Origin of the sequence: Sinomonas terricola (assembly GCF_034931225.1) — a bacterium.
In the GTDB taxonomy this organism is placed as follows: Bacteria; Actinomycetota; Actinomycetes; order Actinomycetales; family Micrococcaceae; genus Sinomonas; species Sinomonas terricola.
In genome coordinates this window covers 21384-36020 of sequence record NZ_JAYGGQ010000007.1, presented here as the reverse complement: position 1 = coordinate 36020, position 14637 = coordinate 21384, and the positions used below count along the sequence as shown (strand labels likewise).

Here is a 14637-nt window from a genome sequence, read left to right as displayed (position 1 = left end):
GAGAGGACGGGCGTTCGATGCGCGGGGAAAAGCTCACAAGACTGGAGTGGCGGCTTGCCATTGCCGTGGCTGGGTTCAATGCCCTCTCGGCGATTGGCGGTGGCGCGGGTGCGCTGCTGACCGACGGCCTCGGCGCCCCGAGGAGCATCCTGGACAGCACCCCCTTCAGATCATTCGTGCTGCCAGCCCTGATCCTGCTGGTGGTCGTCGGCGGCACCCAAACCGTCGCGGCCGTCCAGCTGGTCCGGCGTGCGCCCTCGTCGCTCTTGTGGAGCGCCGTTGCCGGCTTCGGGATGATCATCTGGATCACGACCGAGGTCATGATGATCCTAGGGTTCAGCTGGCTTCAGGTCCTGTACTTCGCCGCGGGCGTCCTTCAGCTGGCACTGACGTTCGCACTCCTTGGCATCGTGTCGTGGCTTCCCCGGCTCGAACTCGGCGGACCGGGCCGTCTGTCCACCCGCAGGTAGCTCACGCTTCCTGTGAGTGCTTCGGGAAGGCTCCGGGCTCCGAGGAGGCGGGCCATTGGGCACTGGGACCGAGTCCCGGCGGGGAGGAGGCTGGATGCAGGAGGTAAGGAAGATGTTCACTCTTCGCACCCTGGGCGGGATCGCCCTTCTGTTGGCCGGGAGCAGTTGGCTCTGGCTCACGCCTACCTTCGCCACCCGCGGTGTGGGCACGTCCGGTGCGCTGTGGGGCCTCACGATGGTGCTGAGTCTGGTAACCGTCCTTGGCTTCTGCGCCGCCACCTGGGCGCTGTTCGCCCGGTGGGGCTGGTGGGAGTACGCGGCGCTCGGCTCGGCCGGGCTCGGGCTCATCACCGTCGTGCCGTACTGGTTCGCTGCTGTGAACGGCGGCGAGACGGTCGGGACGACGGCATGGAACGCGTTCGTGCACCTGCTGATGGTCGGAGTCGTGGCCGCGCTGCTGCTCGTGCCCCCGCTCGAGCGCTGGGTCGACCACCAGGTGATGGGTTAAAGGGGCCGGGGGCGGTGAGCACCGCAGGGGTCAGTGGGATCTCCGGGGAGTCCCGAAAGGGCAACCGGACCAGACGATTCCGCGATAGGGCGAAGGTCCGGGAAGTCCCGCAGCCGGGGACGGTCCATGCTGCATCAGCAGAGAGGGGCGCGGTCAGGCGGACGATATGGGCACTGACGGGCCTCTTGACGCTGCTCGCCGCGATCTACAGCCTCGCAGCCCCGTCGGTCTACGACGGCCTGGTCCAGGCCCGCTACCTGCCGGGGGCCTTTTCGCAGGACGCGGTGTCGGCGGTGGTCGCTCTGACTGTTCTCGCACTGGCAGCCGTAGCCAGGCCTGATCGCCCGAAGGTCGGGCTCGTTGCGCTGGGCCTTCTGGGCTTCCTCGCCTACGCCTACGGCATCTACGTGATCGAGCGCGTCTACAACAGCCTGTACTTGGTCTACATGGCAGTCTTCGCTCTGTCCTTCTGGGCCGTGGTCTACGAGGCAATGGCGCTCGCCAGGGAAAATCCGCGGGTGCGGCTCCCAAGGAGCGTGCGGTTCGTCTCCGCCGCGGGCGCGCTCCTTCAGCCCCTCATGTTCTATCCGCTTTGGATCGCCACGCTGCTGCCGCTCATGGCGGCCCGGCAGAAGATCGACACGACCTACTCGATCTTCGTCCTGGACCTGTGCCTCATCATGCCCGCCTTCCTCATCCTCGCCGTCGACGCCTTCCGCGGAGGAAGGATCGGGCTCCTGCTGCCGCCGTCCGCCTTCGTCCTCGGGTTCACCATCATCCTGCCCCTCGCGGCCGTGGAGCCTGCAAAGGCGCTACTCGGCCTGGGCTTCGACCCCGTGTCGTTCTGGCCCTGGCTCGCGCTCTCCCTTCTGTTCCTTGCATTGGGGGTCGTGCACCTGCTCAAACTGCAGGTACCCCAGACGCCCTCCGTAAGGGATCAGCGGTGAGCCAGGCGGCGGTGAGCGTCGAGTGACAAGTCGGCGGCTCCCGCGGGCCCTTCTGCCCTAGGTCGGGTGGGCCTTGCGGGGAAGACTGGATCGTATGGACGGCAACAAGACGGACAATGCCCTCGTTGTCTACGAGTCGATCTACGGCAATACGCATGCGATAGCGGACGCCATCGCCGAAGGCCTCCGGGCAGCGTCGGTCGATGCTGCGGCAGTCCCCGCTGCCCAGGTCACGGGAGACAGCCTCGAGGGGGTGTCCCTCGTCGTCGCGGGCGGGCCAACCCACGCCCACGGTATGAGCCGGCCACAGCTGCGAGAGTCGGGAGCGAAAGCAGCCGCGGAGGCTGGCGTTGACCTCGACCCTGCTGCAGAAGGTCCTTGGCTCCGGGAATGGTTCGACAGTCTGGGCCCGGGACGGCACTCCGGCTGGGCGGCATCCTTCGATACCCGATTCGATATGCCGGAGCTGCTGACCGGACATGCCTCGAAAGGCATCCTCAAGAAGCTCGAAAGGCTCGGGTTCCGGAAGCTCGCGGAACCTGAGAGCTTCCTCGTGACCCGAGACAGCCACCTTCTGCCCGGCGAGACGGAACGCGCCCGAGCTTGGGGAACGGCTCTCGCCGACGAGCTCCTGCACTCCGAGGCCGGGAAGGACTGACCTGTCGACGTCGGCTCGCTGGTCGGCAGTTCGGTTTCCGGTGGAACGCGCGAGCGCGTCAGGCGTCCCGGCGGATCCAGCGGAACGTGAGGCGGCTCGCGACGAGGCCCACGACGAGCCACACGGCGAGCCAGACTGCGACCCATCCGAGATCCCACGCGCCGTGCTGCTCGAGCGCCTTGAACGCGTCGGGCAGGAACGCCGCGCGCATGCCCTGCGCGAGCCATTTGATGGGGAAGGCGCTCGCGAGGTTCTGCATCCAGGTCGGCAGGATCGAGAACTGGATGTACACGCCCGAGATGAATTGGAGCACGAGAAGGATCGGAACCACGACGGCCGTTGCGCTTCGACTGCTGCGCGGAAGCGCGGACAGCGCGACGCCGAGCAGCGCCGAGGCAGCTGTTCCGAGAACGAACGTCCACGCGAACGTGGCCCACGCGGACCACTCATCGGGAAGCGCGACGTCGAACACGATGCGGGCGACGATCAGGAGTAGCGCGGCTTGGAGCAGCCCGGTCGCGAAGACTCGGCCGATCTTGCCGATGAAGTAGGAGATGGGGGAGAGCGGGGTACCCCCGAGCCGCTTGAGCGTCCCGTCCCCCTTCTCGCCGGCGATATCCACGGCAAGGTTCTGCACGCCCGAGAGGAGGACGCCGGCCGCGAGCATGCCGGGCAGATAGTAGGCGCCGACCGAGACGTGATCGACCGACCCGGGCCCAGGGCGGATGTCGCCCGCCCGGCTGAATGCGGCCGTGAAAATGCCGAGCATCACGATCGGGAACAGGAAGGAGAAGAACACCGTGTCCGGTGCTCGGAAGTAGCCCTTCGTTTCGTAGCGGATCCGCGCGAGTCCCAGCCGGATCGTCCTCATGCGTATTCCTCCTCGGCCGCACCGCTCGCGGCGGATTCCTTCTGCGCGCCGACAAGCCCGAGATAGACGTCCTCGAGGCTCGGGCGGATGACTTCGAGTTCGGCCGGTTCGTGGCCGAGGCTCTCGGCGAGTGCCGTGACGAGTGCAGCGGGCCGCTCGGTGCGGCGCTCGTGGCGCGCGCCGCCGTCGTCCGTCCACCGCACGAGCGGGACGCGCGCATCCGGGCCGCCGAGCTCGTGGATGCGGCCGACGGCGATAAGGCGTCCGCGGTCGATCACCCCGCCGCGGTCCGCGAGCCGCGCGGCCTCGTCGAGATAGTGCGTCGTCAGCAGGATCGTCGTGCCGTGGGCCTTGAGGCCTTCGATGAGGCTCCAGAATTCGCGGCGGGCTTCGGGGTCGAATCCGGTGGTGGGTTCGTCGAGGAAGAGGAGCTGCGGGTTGCCGATCATCGCGAGGGCGACGTCGGCCCTACGCCGTTGCCCGCCTGACAGCTTCGCGATCCGGGTCTTGGCTTGAGCCTCGAGGCCGACGGCGGAGATCACCTCGTCAACTCCGCGCGGCGTGGGATAGAAGGACGCGAAATGCGCAAGCTGCTCGCGCACGGTGTAGAGCCCGCTCTCCGCGGTCGACTGGAGGACGATGCCCAGCTGGGCCTTCCATTCGAGACTGCCGTGTGCCGGATCGACGCCGAGAACCTCGACGTCGCCGGCGGTGCGGCGTCGATACCCCTCGAGGATCTCGACGGTCGTCGACTTGCCCGCCCCGTTCGGGCCCAGCAGGACGAACGTCTCGCCCCGAGCCACGTCGACGTCGATTCCGTCGACGGCCGCGACGCCGCCGTATTCCTTCCGCAGGCCACGGACCCGCACCGCGAGATCGTTTCGGTGTTCCGCCATGTTCTGAGCATCGCGCACCGAGCGCGCGAGCGGGAGAAATGTCATCGTTTTGGTCTCGAACTACGCTTGATGTACGGTCCCAACCTGAGTCCGCGCTGGGGCGGACGTGGGGCCATCGGGCAGAGAGGCACGACTATGGCAGACAACAAGTCGGTTCTCGAGGCGCTCAACGTCGCGGTGGCGGCGGGCGACCTCCTCGGGGAACGGCTCTCGCTCGCGACGTCGGACGAGCTCGTGGAGATGGAGGATCACTCTCCCCTCGAGATCGCCGAGCTGTTCGAGGACTTCGAGTCCAAGAGGGACGCGGCCGTCGCAGAGCTCGCGGAGACCCGTGCCGCGGGCTGGTGGGAGAGCGCGACGCCGTACAGGATCGGCCACGCCTACATGCTCGCGCGCGCGTGGAAGGACCACGCGCCCGAGGCGGCCGCGGCAGAGGCTTCCATGCGCTCCGAGCTCGCGGAAAGGTACGACATCGACGTCGAAACGTGCCACGCGCCCGCGCAGCTCATCCAGGACCAGTACGAGCGCCTCCAATTCGAGCGGCTCAAGGCCCTCAAGGCGAAGCTGCGGCAGATGGCCGACGGCACCGAATAGGCTCCGGCGCGGTAAGGTGAGGAGGGGCGATTTCGGACCACCGTCGTCGCCCGTCCGGCTCCCGCGGCGCAACGCCGCAAGGCCCCGGACCACCACGAGGTGTATCTACCTGGCACCCTCAGCGAGGGACTCCCAAGGCGGCACATGATGCGCGGACCGCCGCGGGAAAGGCTGAGGGAGTGCGAGGCACGCAGGAACCGAAGAGGACAGCCGAGCGCGAGGCCCGGAGCCTCGTCGAAGCCGCAGGATTCTCGTATTTCCCGATCGCTTTCGTGGCGCGCCTCCCCTTCGCGATGATGGTCGTGGGCGTCCTGACGCTCGTGGTTGCGGGCCGCGGATCCCTCTCGCTCGGCGGACTCAATTCGGCGATGGTCGGCGTCGGCGGAGCCATCTTCGGACCGCTCATCGGGGCAGCGGCGGATCGCTACGGCCAGCGCCGCGTCGTCTTGGCAGCCGGCCTTGCGAACAGCGCGGCACTGCTCGTCATGTCGTGGATCGTCTACAGCCCGCTCCCGGACGCGGCGATGCTCGCCGTCGGCTTTGCGATCGGCGCGACGGCACCCCAGGTTTCGCCGATGTCGCGGAGCCGCCTCGTCGCGATCACGCTGCGGAAGATCACGAGCGCGCGCAGAATCCGCGTGCTCAACGGCATGATGGCCTACGAATCGACGGCGGACGAGGTCGTCTTCGTGTTCGGCCCCTTCGTCGTCGGGATCCTCGCGACGACGACGAGCGCCGCGATGCCCGTCGTCGTCGGCGCGATCCTCAACATGGTGTTCGTGAGCGGATTCGCGCTGCACCGCAGCAGCGCCGTGGCGTCCGACGGCGGCACGGCCCGGGACCGCATCCAGGCACCCGCGTCTGAGCTGCTCAGGCCAGCGCTCCTCGTCGTCGTCCTCGGCACCACCGGCGTGGGCGTCTTCTTCGGCTCGATGCTGACGTCGCTCACGGCGTTCATGGAGGCCCGCGGGCACCCGGAGGAAGCCGGCCTCGTGTACGGGGCGATGGGCGTCGGGTCCGCGCTGTTCGCGCTTGCCATGGCCTTCATGCCCGCCCAGTTCACGCCCCGGGCGCGGTGGCTCGTCTTCGCGGCCGTGCTGCTCGCGGGGGCGCTGGCCCTCGGGCTCGTCGATTCGGTTGCGGCGATGGTCGCTGTCCTCCTCGTGATCGGCTGCGGGATCGGCCCGACGCTCGTGACCCAGTACAGCTTTGGGGCCGATCGGAGCCCGCAGGGTCGGTCGGCGACGGTCATGACGATCCTCGGCTCGGGCGTCATCGTGGGCCAGTCCGTGGCGTCCGCGTTCACCGGCGCGCTCGCGCAGGCCGCGGGGCCGGCGGCCGCCCTCGCGGTTCCGAGCGGCGCGGCGGGCATTGTCGTCGTCGCCGGCCTCGCCAATTGGGTGCTCACGGGCTGGGCCGCCGACGCGAAGGGGTGACCCGCTGGCACAGCGGATCACCCCGTCATCCCTCGCGCGGTAGCGCCCGGCTCAGCTCGGCAGCGAGCCCTCGACGAGCCGACCGCGCGAGACCACGGCGGCGATGTTCTCGACCCGCAGATCCTCGATGCGCTCCCACGGCGCGCCGCGGAGCACGACGAAGTCCACGCCGAAGCCGGGCGCAAGAGTCCCGACGCGATCCCCGAGGCCGATCGCGTCCGCGGCGTCCGACGTCGCGGCGACGAGCGCGCGCTCGGCCGTCCAGCCGAACATTGCTGCCATGAGGCGGACCTCTTCCATCTGGTCGCCGAACTGGACGAACACGCCGTTCGCATCGGTGCCCAGGACGAACCGCACGCCCGCACGGCCCGCGTCGCCGAATCGCGCGTTGCGGCGTTCGACGACGTCGCGCGCCTTCTCGCGCGCCTCCTCGCCCACCGCCGCACGGCCTTCCGCGATCACGTCGTTGATCATGAGGGTCGGAGCGACCGGGATCCGGCGGGCGACGACGCGCTCCCACTGCTCGGGGGCGAGGCCCGTGCCGTGCTCGAGCGAGTCGACGCCGACCTCGAGCGCGATCTCGATCCCCTCCGTCGTGTGGGTGTGGGACGCGACCTTCATGCCGAGCGCGTGCGCCTCGTCGAGCGTGGCCCTGAGCTCGCCCATCGTCTGGTTCCGCCAGCCGACCCGATCGCCCATCGAGAGCACGCCGCCGCTCGTGAAGATCTTGATGCCATCGGCGCCCAGGCGGGCGAACTCGCGCACGAGCTTGCGGCACTCGTCCGGGCTGTCCGCGACCCGGCCGCGATGGGGATAGTGCGGCGGAATGAAGAGGTCGCCGTGCCCCGCCGTCATGCCGACGGCGCCGTGCACGAGGACGCGCGGCCCCGGGTGGACGCCCGCGTCGAAGACCCGCTTGACGGCGAGCTGCCGCTCGTCGCCCGAGAGATCGCGCAGCGTTGTGACCCCCGCGCGAGCGGCCTTCTGCGCGTTGGCCGCGATGTGGAAGACCTGCTCCTCCCACGGCGTCAGGAGGGGCCACGACGTCCAGTCGACGTGCCCCGCTCCCGCGTACGCGCCGAGGTGGACGTGGGTGTCGATGAGGCCCGGGATGACGCAGTAGCCGTCCGTCTCCTGCTGCGACGGCTCGACCGAGAGGATCCGGTCGCCGTCCCAGGCGAGGTCGCGCGCGCCCCGGTCAGCGTGGCCGTCCCAGAGCCGGATGCCGCGGAGCGCGCCCGCGTTCTTCGAGGACACGGCCATCACACGCGCTCCGCCGAGAGCCGGCCCTCGATCGCGTCCACGAGGTGCGGCGCGAAGTCCTCTGCGAGCTCGAGGACCACGCGGCAGTGGGCGCCCGGCTGCTCGGGGTAGCCGAGGTGGCGGCCGCGGAGATCGCAGATCGTCTGGCCGCGGCCGGGGCCCTGTGTCGCGTCCACCTCGACGTGGACGACGGGCGCCGTGCGGAGCCCGACCGCGCCGACGGCGATCGCGGCGGCCAGGGGATCGTGCATCGCCGAGCACGGGCGGCCGAAGACGCCCTCGTAGAAGCGGTAGTAATAGCCGAGCATCTCGCCGAGGGCGCGCGAGAGCGGCCGCTCCGAGGCGAGGAGCTCCTGGCGGTGGCTCTCCTCGAGCAGGTGCTCCATCGTGACATCGAGCGGGACGAGCGTGATGCTCCACGGTGCGGCCAGAACCTCGCGGGCCGCCTCGGGGTCGTTGCCGATGTTCGCCTCCGCGACTGGGCTGATGTTGCCCGGCACGAGCGCGGCGCCTCCCATGATCGTGACCTCCGCGACGAGTTCGGGGAGACGCGGCTCGAGGCGGAGGGCCGCCGCGAGGTTCGTGAGCGGGCCGATCGCGACGACGCGCAGGTCACCGGCGTTCTCTCGGGCGAGGCGCACGAGGAGCTCGGGCGCGCTCTCGGCGACGGGCGCCGTCGTCGTCCGCGGGAGCTCGACCCCGCCCACGCCGTTCGCGCCGTGCACGTGGGGAGCGCCGCCGTCGAACTCCCGGGCCTGGAAGTCGTGCTCGCCCACGGCGACCGGTATGTCGTCGCGGCCCGCGAGCGCGAGCAGATCGAGCGTGTTGGCCGCGCCGAGCGCCGCCGCGACGTTCCCGCTCACGGTCCCGACGCCCACGAGGTCTGCTCCCGGCGCCGCGAGGAGGTACGCGAGGGCGAGGGAGTCGTCGATGCCCGTGTCGCAGTCGAGATAGAGCGGGCGGCGTTCGGTCATGGCGAGGTCCTTCTTTCGGCGGTCGCGGAAGTGTCAGGCAGCGGTGGGACAAAGGCTAGATGTCGGATGGCACGCTTGTGAGCGCTTCCCTGACGTCCAGCGTACGGAGGAACAGCTCGATCACCGAGCCGGGCCGACGCTCGGCGAGAACGACGTCGACCGCGGGCCACGCGGCACGGGACGGGCCGTGGACCTCGTCCTCGCCCGGGCGGGCACGGCGGTCGACGAGCGTCTGGCCCCGGCCCAGGCTCGGCGCGAGCTCGACCCGGACGGGCCACTGCTCGACCGTGAAGAGCTCGGGCGCGACGATCGCGCACACCGCGCCCGCGTCACCGATGAGGTTGTAGGCGTGGCCGCTGCCGTCAGGCCCGGGAATCTCGAAGCCGAGGAGATCCGCGAGTGCCAGCGCGACCCGGTTCTCGGACGCGCGCAGCGTGCGGATGGCCTCTTCTGAGGCCGCGACCTCGTTGAAGACGTCGAGCCCGTACATCGTGAGCGGCACGCCGCTCGAGAGGACGATATGGGCGGCCTCGGGGTCGTGCCACACGTTGAACTCGGCCACCGCTGTCGCGTTGCCCACCGTCGCCGAGCCGCCCATGAAGACGATGCGCGCGAGGTTGTCCGTCACCTCGGGGTAGGTGCGGAGGAGGAGCGCGAGGTTGGTCATCGGGGCGAGGGCGACGAGCGTGACCGGCTCCTCGGAGGCGAGGATCTCGCGGCGGAGGAGCTCGACGGCGTGGACGCCGGCGGGCGAGCGTTCGCTCGCGGGGAGCACGAGGTCCCCGAGGCCAGACGCGCCGTGCACTTGGGAGGCGTCGCGGCGCTCCTCGACGAGCGGACGCGTCGCGCCCGCGGCCACGGGGATCTCGGGGGCCCCCACGAGGTCGAGCACCTTGAGGGTGTTCGCGAGGACCTTGTCCACGGATACATTGCCCGAGACGCAGCTGATGGCCGCGAGCTCGATGTCCGGGTGCAGGGCGGCGATCATGATCGCCATCGCGTCGTCGATGCCCGTGTCCACGTCCATGACGATCCGGTGCTTCATGGCGGATTTCCCTTCTCTCGTGTCAGTCGCGCTCATGCCGTCTGGGCCTTCGCCGCGGCTCGCTTTGCCACGGCGCGTTTCGCCCAAGCTCCGCGCAGGCGGAATCCGGCGAGGACGAGCGCGAGGACGGTGATGATGTACGGCGTCATGAGGGCGAGGTTCGAATTGACGCCCGCGAGGCCGAGCTGGTCGGCAATCGCGTCTGCCGCGCCGAAGATGAGCGAGGCGATCATCGTCCGCACGGGCTTCGCGAGGCCGAACGTGAGCGCGGCGACGGCGATGAAGCCCCGGCCCGACGTCATGCCCGCCGTGAAGGAGCCGAGCGTGGCCATCGCGAGCTGGGCGCCGGCGAGGCCGCACAGCGCGCCAGAGATGAGGACGCTCGAGAACTTCATCCGCCGGATGCTGATCCCGGCCGCGGCAGCGGCGCCCTCGTCCTCGCCCACTGCGCGGAGGTGCACGCCGAAGCGCGTCCGGTACAGGACGAACGAGTAGAGCGGCACGCACAGGAACGCTAGCCACACGAGCGCGGTCTGGTTGGCGATGGCCTGCCCGAGCACGGGGATGTCCGCGATAGGCCCGAGCGGGATGCCCGGGAGATTGATCGTGGCAGAGGGCGGCGTCACGCCCGAGTTGCCGTAGAGCACCTGGAGGAGGAAGACCGTGAGTCCCGCCGCGAGCAGGTTGATGCCGATGCCGACGACGATGAAGTCGGCTTTGAAGTAGAGCGTGGCGAGCGCGTAGAGCGCAGCGAGCAAAACCGCGGCGACGACGGCCGCGAGCACGCCGACGAACGCGTTGCCCGCGAGGGAGCCGACCGAGATGGCCGCGAAGGCCCCAATGAGCATCATGCCTTCGAGGCCGATGTTGAGGATGTTTCCCTGCTGGGTGAAGGCGCCGCCGATCGCTGCGAGGAGGATCGGGGCAACCTTCATGAGGATCACCGCGAGGGTGCCTGCCGTGAGGAGATGGCCCAAGACGTCGTTCATGTCACTTCGCTCCTTCTGCCGCCGCGGCATACACGTTCTCGGTCGGTGCCGCGGCCGGGGTGCCCGCGGACGCTGCGTCGGCGGCGCGGCGCTTTCTGCGTCGGTTGACGACGAACGTCGCCGTGATGGTCAGGATGATGAGGCCCTGGAGGACGCTCACGAGGGGGAACGGCACGTTCGTGTTGATCTGCATCGAGTTCGAGCCGGCCATCATGGTCGCGTAGAACAGGGACGAGATGATCGCCGCCCACGGGTTGAGCCTTGCCAGCAGGGCGACCGTGATGCCGAGGAAGCCGTAGCCGGGCGAGAACGACTGCAGGAAGCGGCCGAGGTTCGGCCCGAGCACGAGGATCCCGCCCGCGAGCCCGGAGACCGCACCCGAGAGCGCCATGACCTCCATGCTGAGCCGCTTCGTGTTGACGCCCGAGTAGGCCGCGAAGTGGTTGAGCTGCCCGAGCTCACGGACCTTGAGGCCCCACACCGAGCGGGTGAGGATGAGGCCGAGGACGATCGCCGCGACAAGCGCGAGTACGAGGTCGAGGCCCACGCCGTAGTCGCCGCTGAACATCGGCAGGAGCGAGTCCGCCGCGACCTTGGGGGAGCCCGCGAGGCCGGCCGACGGGTCCTTGAACGGGCCGGTCACGAAATATCCCGTGAGGAGCACCGCGATCGAGCTCATCATGAGCGTCGTGACGATGATGTCGACGCGCCACAGCGCGAGGAGCGCGCCGGGGATCAGGCCCCACGCTGCCCCGCCCGCGAACGAGCAGGCGAGGACGACGAGCGCATGCAGCGGGCCCGGAAGCCCGGGGAAGCTGAAGCCCGCCCACGCGCCCGCGAACGCGCCGATGTAGAGCTGGCCCTCACCGCCGATGTTGAACAGGCCCGCGCGGAAGCTCACAATCACGGCCGAGGAGAGGACGAGGAGCGGGATGAACTGCGAGACGACGCCGCCGATCCCTTCGGGCGACGTGTAGTTGGAGAAGAAGAGCTGGTTGTAGGCGTCGAGGGGATCGTCGCCGAGGGCGAGGATGATGACGACGCCGACGAGCAGCGAGAGCGCGATCGCGATGATCGGCTGGAGCGAGTTCGTGAACGCGTTCTTCGCGGCCTCGCCGAGCCACTGCGCTGGCCCGCGCGGGGCCATCTGCGGTGCGCGGACGGCTCGGGTCGACTCGGCGGCAGCCGTCCCAGTGGCGCTCGCCGTCTGCGCCGCGGCCACAGCGGACGCCGCCGCTTCCGCGACCCAGGCGGCGTCGACGTCGTCGTCCGTCGACACGTGCGCTCCGACGTGCGCGGCGATTTCCTCGTGGGCTGCCTCGGCGCGCTCGACGGCGGCGGCATCGGGCGCGATGCCCGCCATGGCGAGGCTGACGGCGGTCTCGCTCATGGTCTCCTGCGTGAACTCGGCGACGACGCGCCCGCGGTACATGACGAGGAGCCGGTCCGACAGGGACATGACCTCGTTGAGGTCGGCCGAGAACACGAGCACCGCGGCGCCCTTGTCTCGTGCGGCGACGAGCGAGTTGTGCACGAACTCCATCGCGCCGACGTCGACGCCGCGCGTCGGCTGGCTGACCATGAGCAGCTTGGGCTCGGATTCGAGCTCGCGGGCGATGACGACCTTCTGCATATTGCCGCCCGAGAGCGAGCCGATCGGCGTCGCGGCGTTCGCTCCGCGCACGTCGAACTTCCTGATGAGCCTCTCCGCGAGATCCCTCATCGCGCGGGTGCTGATCCATCCGCGGCGCGCGACGGGTGGCCCGAGGTGCGTCGCCGCGATATTCTCGGCCACGCTCAGCTGGGGAGCGGTTCCCTCCTCGTGGCGGTCTTCGGGCACGTAGCCGAGCCCGAGGTCTCTTCGGGTCGCGACGCTCGCCCTGGTCGCGTCCGAGCCGCACAGAATGATGCTGCCCGAATCCGCTTCCTTCATCCCGGCGATCGCAGCGGCGAGCTCGGACTGGCCGTTGCCCTCGACGCCCGCGATGCCCACGATCTCGCCGGCCCGGACCGAAAGATCGATGCCGTCGACCGCCGTCACGCCCCGGCCGTCCGTGACTGAGAGGCCGCGCACCGCAAGGACCTCGTGCCGCGGATCGGCGGGGGAGTGCTTGACGCGGAGGAGGACTTCGCGGCCCACCATCATGCGCGCGATGTCCGCCTCGGAGAGACCCGCGGCGGGCACGGTGACGATCGTGCGCCCGTCGCGGATGACCGTGACCTCGTCCGCGATCGAGAGCACCTCGCCGAGCTTGTGGGAGATGAACAGGACGGCGCAGCCCTTGTCCGCGAGGGAGCGCACGACTTCGAAGAGGTCGTCGCTCTCGCTCGGGGTCAGCACGGCGGTGGGCTCGTCGAGGATGAGCAGCCGCGTGTCGTGGCTCAGGGCCTTGAGGACCTCGACGCGCTGGCGCAGGCCGACCGAGAGGGTCGAGACCCGGGCCTTCGGATCGATGTCGAGCCCGTACCGCCCACTCAGGGCCGCGACCTCGGCCTCCATGCGCGCGGTGTCGAGCTGGCCCGACCGCGTGCGGAGCTCGTGGCCGAGGAAGATGTTGGCCGCGACCGTGAGGGACGGAACGAGCTTGAAGTGCTGGTGCACCATCCCGATCCCGAGAGAGGAGGCCTTCTGCGGCGATGAGATCTCGGCGGGAACGCCGTCGACGAGGATCGTGCCCTCGTCGGGGCGTGCGGTGCCCGCGATCATCGTCATGAGGGTGGTCTTGCCGGCCCCGTTCTCGCCGACGAGCGCGTGGACGCGGCCGGGCTGGACCGTGAGGGAGATCCGGTCGTTGGCGATCTTCGCGCCGAACGCCTTGGTGAGCTCCCGCAGCTCAAGCAGTGGTGTTGACATGTGCCAGTCTGTCTCTTGGAGGGATGGGCTTCGGGGCCGTCAGGACGTGGCCGAGGGGACCTGGACCTTGCCGTCGACGACCTGCTGGGCAAAGGATTCGATCTTCGCCTGGATGTCCTGCGGAACCGCGCTGCTGTTGTTCGCGAACTCGAGGCCCACACCCTTGTTGGCGAGGCCGTAGCTCGTGGTTTCGCCGTACTTGAGCTTGCCCGCGGCAGAGTCGCTCACCGCCGAGTCGAGCGAATCGCCCACGTGCTTGAGCATCGACGCGAGGACGAAGCCCGGCTGGATCGCGTTCTGGTTGGAATCGACGCCGATCGCGTAGCGTCCGGCCGCCGCGGCGGCCTTGAGGACGCCGATGCCCGCGCCGCCCGCGACCTGGAAGACGACGTCCGCGCCCTGGCTGTACATGAGCTTGGCCTGGTCGAAGCCCTTGTTCGAATCCTTGAAGTCGCCCACGTAGGAAACCTTGACCTGGATCGACGGATCGACCGTCTCGACGCCCTTCTTGAAGCCGACGACGAAGTCGTTGATCACGGGGATGTCCATGCCGCCGACGATGCCGACGACCTTCGACCCCGTTGCCTTCGGGAACTTGTCCTTGTTCGTCGTGGCGAGAGCGGCGAGCACGCCCGCAAGGTACGAGCCCTCGTTCTGCTTGTAGACGATCGAGGCGACGTTCGGCTCCTTCACGACGTCGTCGTAGGTGATGAAGTGCTGCTTCGAGTACTTCTGGGCAGTCTGGTCGAGGATGTCGTGCATCTGGGACGTGCCCGTGACGACGACGTCCCACTTGCCCGTCGAGACCGACTCGAGATTGGTCTTCCACTGCGCGGGGTTGCTCGCGTCCGACTGGACGTTCTGGGTCTTGCTTCCCGCGGACTCGATCTTCTTGATGCCGCCCGCGGCGTCGTCGAAGAAGCCCTGGTCGCCAAGCGCGCCCGGGATGACGTTCGCGACGGAGGGCCGCTTCGAGCCGTCGGACGCGGCCGACTGGGCGCCGGACGTTCCGCCGCACGCGGTGAGAAGAAGGGACGCCGCGGCGAGGGCCGCGAAGCCTGCCTGTGTCTTGAGCTTCATGGGTGCTCCTCTGTGTTGGGGATGGAAGGGGTGGGGATGAAGGGGTGGGTGG

General features: G+C 69.4%; 14 protein-coding genes. 6 read left to right on the top strand and 8 right to left on the bottom strand.

Annotation, left to right across the window (positions count from 1 at the left end; genetic code table 11):
* Positions 1-17: 17 nt before the first annotated feature.
* The 4 genes from SPF06_RS10610 (at position 18) to SPF06_RS10595 (ending at position 2583) form a co-directional block, all read left to right on the top strand.
* Entirely contained in the window at positions 18-470 is a 453-nt protein-coding gene (locus tag SPF06_RS10610; protein WP_323279028.1) for a hypothetical protein, read from the top strand.
* Positions 471-582: 112 nt separating this feature from the next.
* Positions 583-978, top strand: a complete 396-nt coding sequence (locus tag SPF06_RS10605; protein ID WP_323279027.1) for a hypothetical protein — start codon at positions 583-585, stop codon at positions 976-978.
* A gap of 185 nt (positions 979-1163) precedes the next feature.
* Entirely contained in the window at positions 1164-1925 is a 762-nt protein-coding gene (locus SPF06_RS10600) for a hypothetical protein (RefSeq protein ID WP_323279026.1), read from the top strand.
* A 94-nt stretch (positions 1926-2019) separates the two neighbouring features.
* Positions 2020-2583 carry a flavodoxin domain-containing protein gene (locus SPF06_RS10595; RefSeq protein WP_323279025.1) on the top strand — a complete coding sequence of 188 codons (564 nt, stop codon included), beginning with the start codon at positions 2020-2022 and terminating at the stop codon, positions 2581-2583.
* 58 nt (positions 2584-2641) lie between these two features.
* Here SPF06_RS10595 and SPF06_RS10590 read toward each other — a convergent pair whose 3' ends face one another.
* Positions 2642-3454: an ABC transporter permease gene (locus SPF06_RS10590; RefSeq protein ID WP_323279024.1), complete on the bottom strand. Its 813-nt coding sequence runs from the start codon at positions 3452-3454 to the stop codon at positions 2642-2644.
* Positions 3451-4350 carry an ABC transporter ATP-binding protein gene (locus SPF06_RS10585; RefSeq protein WP_323279023.1) on the bottom strand — a complete coding sequence of 300 codons (900 nt, stop codon included), beginning with the start codon at positions 4348-4350 and terminating at the stop codon, positions 3451-3453. The genes SPF06_RS10590 and SPF06_RS10585 overlap by 4 nt, the downstream gene beginning before the upstream one ends.
* Positions 4351-4485: 135 nt before the next feature.
* On the opposite strand from SPF06_RS10585, the gene SPF06_RS10580 reads away from it, so the two are divergent.
* Complete coding sequence (locus SPF06_RS10580; RefSeq protein ID WP_323279022.1) at positions 4486-4944, top strand: hypothetical protein; 459 nt, start codon at positions 4486-4488, stop codon at positions 4942-4944.
* A gap of 179 nt (positions 4945-5123) precedes the next feature.
* Positions 5124-6380 carry an MFS transporter gene (locus tag SPF06_RS10575; RefSeq protein WP_323279021.1) on the top strand — a complete coding sequence of 419 codons (1257 nt, stop codon included), beginning with the start codon at positions 5124-5126 and terminating at the stop codon, positions 6378-6380.
* A gap of 51 nt (positions 6381-6431) precedes the next feature.
* Here SPF06_RS10575 and SPF06_RS10570 read toward each other — a convergent pair whose 3' ends face one another.
* Genes SPF06_RS10570 through SPF06_RS10545 form a run of 6 tightly spaced genes read right to left on the bottom strand, consistent with a single transcriptional unit; the run spans position 6432 to position 14585 of the window.
* On the bottom strand, positions 6432-7643 hold the full coding sequence (locus SPF06_RS10570) for an amidohydrolase family protein (RefSeq protein WP_323279020.1): 1212 nt from the start codon (positions 7641-7643) through the stop codon (positions 6432-6434).
* The gene (locus SPF06_RS10565; RefSeq protein WP_323279019.1) at positions 7643-8617 is read right to left on the bottom strand and encodes a nucleoside hydrolase; all 975 of its coding nucleotides are present in this window, start codon (positions 8615-8617) and stop codon (positions 7643-7645) included. The genes SPF06_RS10570 and SPF06_RS10565 overlap by 1 nt, the downstream gene beginning before the upstream one ends.
* 55 nt (positions 8618-8672) lie before the next feature.
* On the bottom strand, positions 8673-9662 hold the full coding sequence (locus tag SPF06_RS10560; protein ID WP_323279018.1) for a nucleoside hydrolase: 990 nt from the start codon (positions 9660-9662) through the stop codon (positions 8673-8675).
* Positions 9663-9694: 32 nt separating this feature from the next.
* Positions 9695-10651 (bottom strand): ABC transporter permease, encoded by a 957-nt coding sequence (locus SPF06_RS10555; protein WP_323279017.1) that lies wholly within the window; start codon positions 10649-10651, stop codon positions 9695-9697.
* 1 nt (position 10652) lies between these two features.
* On the bottom strand, positions 10653-13505 hold the full coding sequence (locus SPF06_RS10550) for an ATP-binding cassette domain-containing protein (protein WP_323279016.1): 2853 nt from the start codon (positions 13503-13505) through the stop codon (positions 10653-10655).
* A gap of 39 nt (positions 13506-13544) precedes the next feature.
* Positions 13545-14585, bottom strand: a complete 1041-nt coding sequence (locus tag SPF06_RS10545) for a BMP family lipoprotein (RefSeq protein WP_323279015.1) — start codon at positions 14583-14585, stop codon at positions 13545-13547.
* Between the last annotated feature and the right edge of the window lie 52 nt (positions 14586-14637).

Coding starts and splice junctions, on each gene's coding strand:
- SPF06_RS10610 (WP_323279028.1), top strand. CDS start 18: ATGCGCGGGGAAAAGCTCACAAGACTGGAGTGGCGGCTTGCCATTGCC.
- SPF06_RS10605 (WP_323279027.1), top strand. CDS start 583: ATGTTCACTCTTCGCACCCTGGGCGGGATCGCCCTTCTGTTGGCCGGG.
- SPF06_RS10595 (WP_323279025.1), top strand. CDS start 2,020: ATGGACGGCAACAAGACGGACAATGCCCTCGTTGTCTACGAGTCGATC.
- SPF06_RS10590 (WP_323279024.1), bottom strand. CDS start 3,454: ATGAGGACGATCCGGCTGGGACTCGCGCGGATCCGCTACGAAACGAAG.
- SPF06_RS10585 (WP_323279023.1), bottom strand. CDS start 4,350: ATGGCGGAACACCGAAACGATCTCGCGGTGCGGGTCCGTGGCCTGCGG.
- SPF06_RS10580 (WP_323279022.1), top strand. CDS start 4,486: ATGGCAGACAACAAGTCGGTTCTCGAGGCGCTCAACGTCGCGGTGGCG.
- SPF06_RS10570 (WP_323279020.1), bottom strand. CDS start 7,643: ATGGCCGTGTCCTCGAAGAACGCGGGCGCGCTCCGCGGCATCCGGCTC.
- SPF06_RS10565 (WP_323279019.1), bottom strand. CDS start 8,617: ATGACCGAACGCCGCCCGCTCTATCTCGACTGCGACACGGGCATCGAC.
- SPF06_RS10560 (WP_323279018.1), bottom strand. CDS start 9,662: ATGAAGCACCGGATCGTCATGGACGTGGACACGGGCATCGACGACGCG.
- SPF06_RS10555 (WP_323279017.1), bottom strand. CDS start 10,651: ATGAACGACGTCTTGGGCCATCTCCTCACGGCAGGCACCCTCGCGGTG.
- SPF06_RS10550 (WP_323279016.1), bottom strand. CDS start 13,505: ATGTCAACACCACTGCTTGAGCTGCGGGAGCTCACCAAGGCGTTCGGC.
- SPF06_RS10545 (WP_323279015.1), bottom strand. CDS start 14,585: ATGAAGCTCAAGACACAGGCAGGCTTCGCGGCCCTCGCCGCGGCGTCC.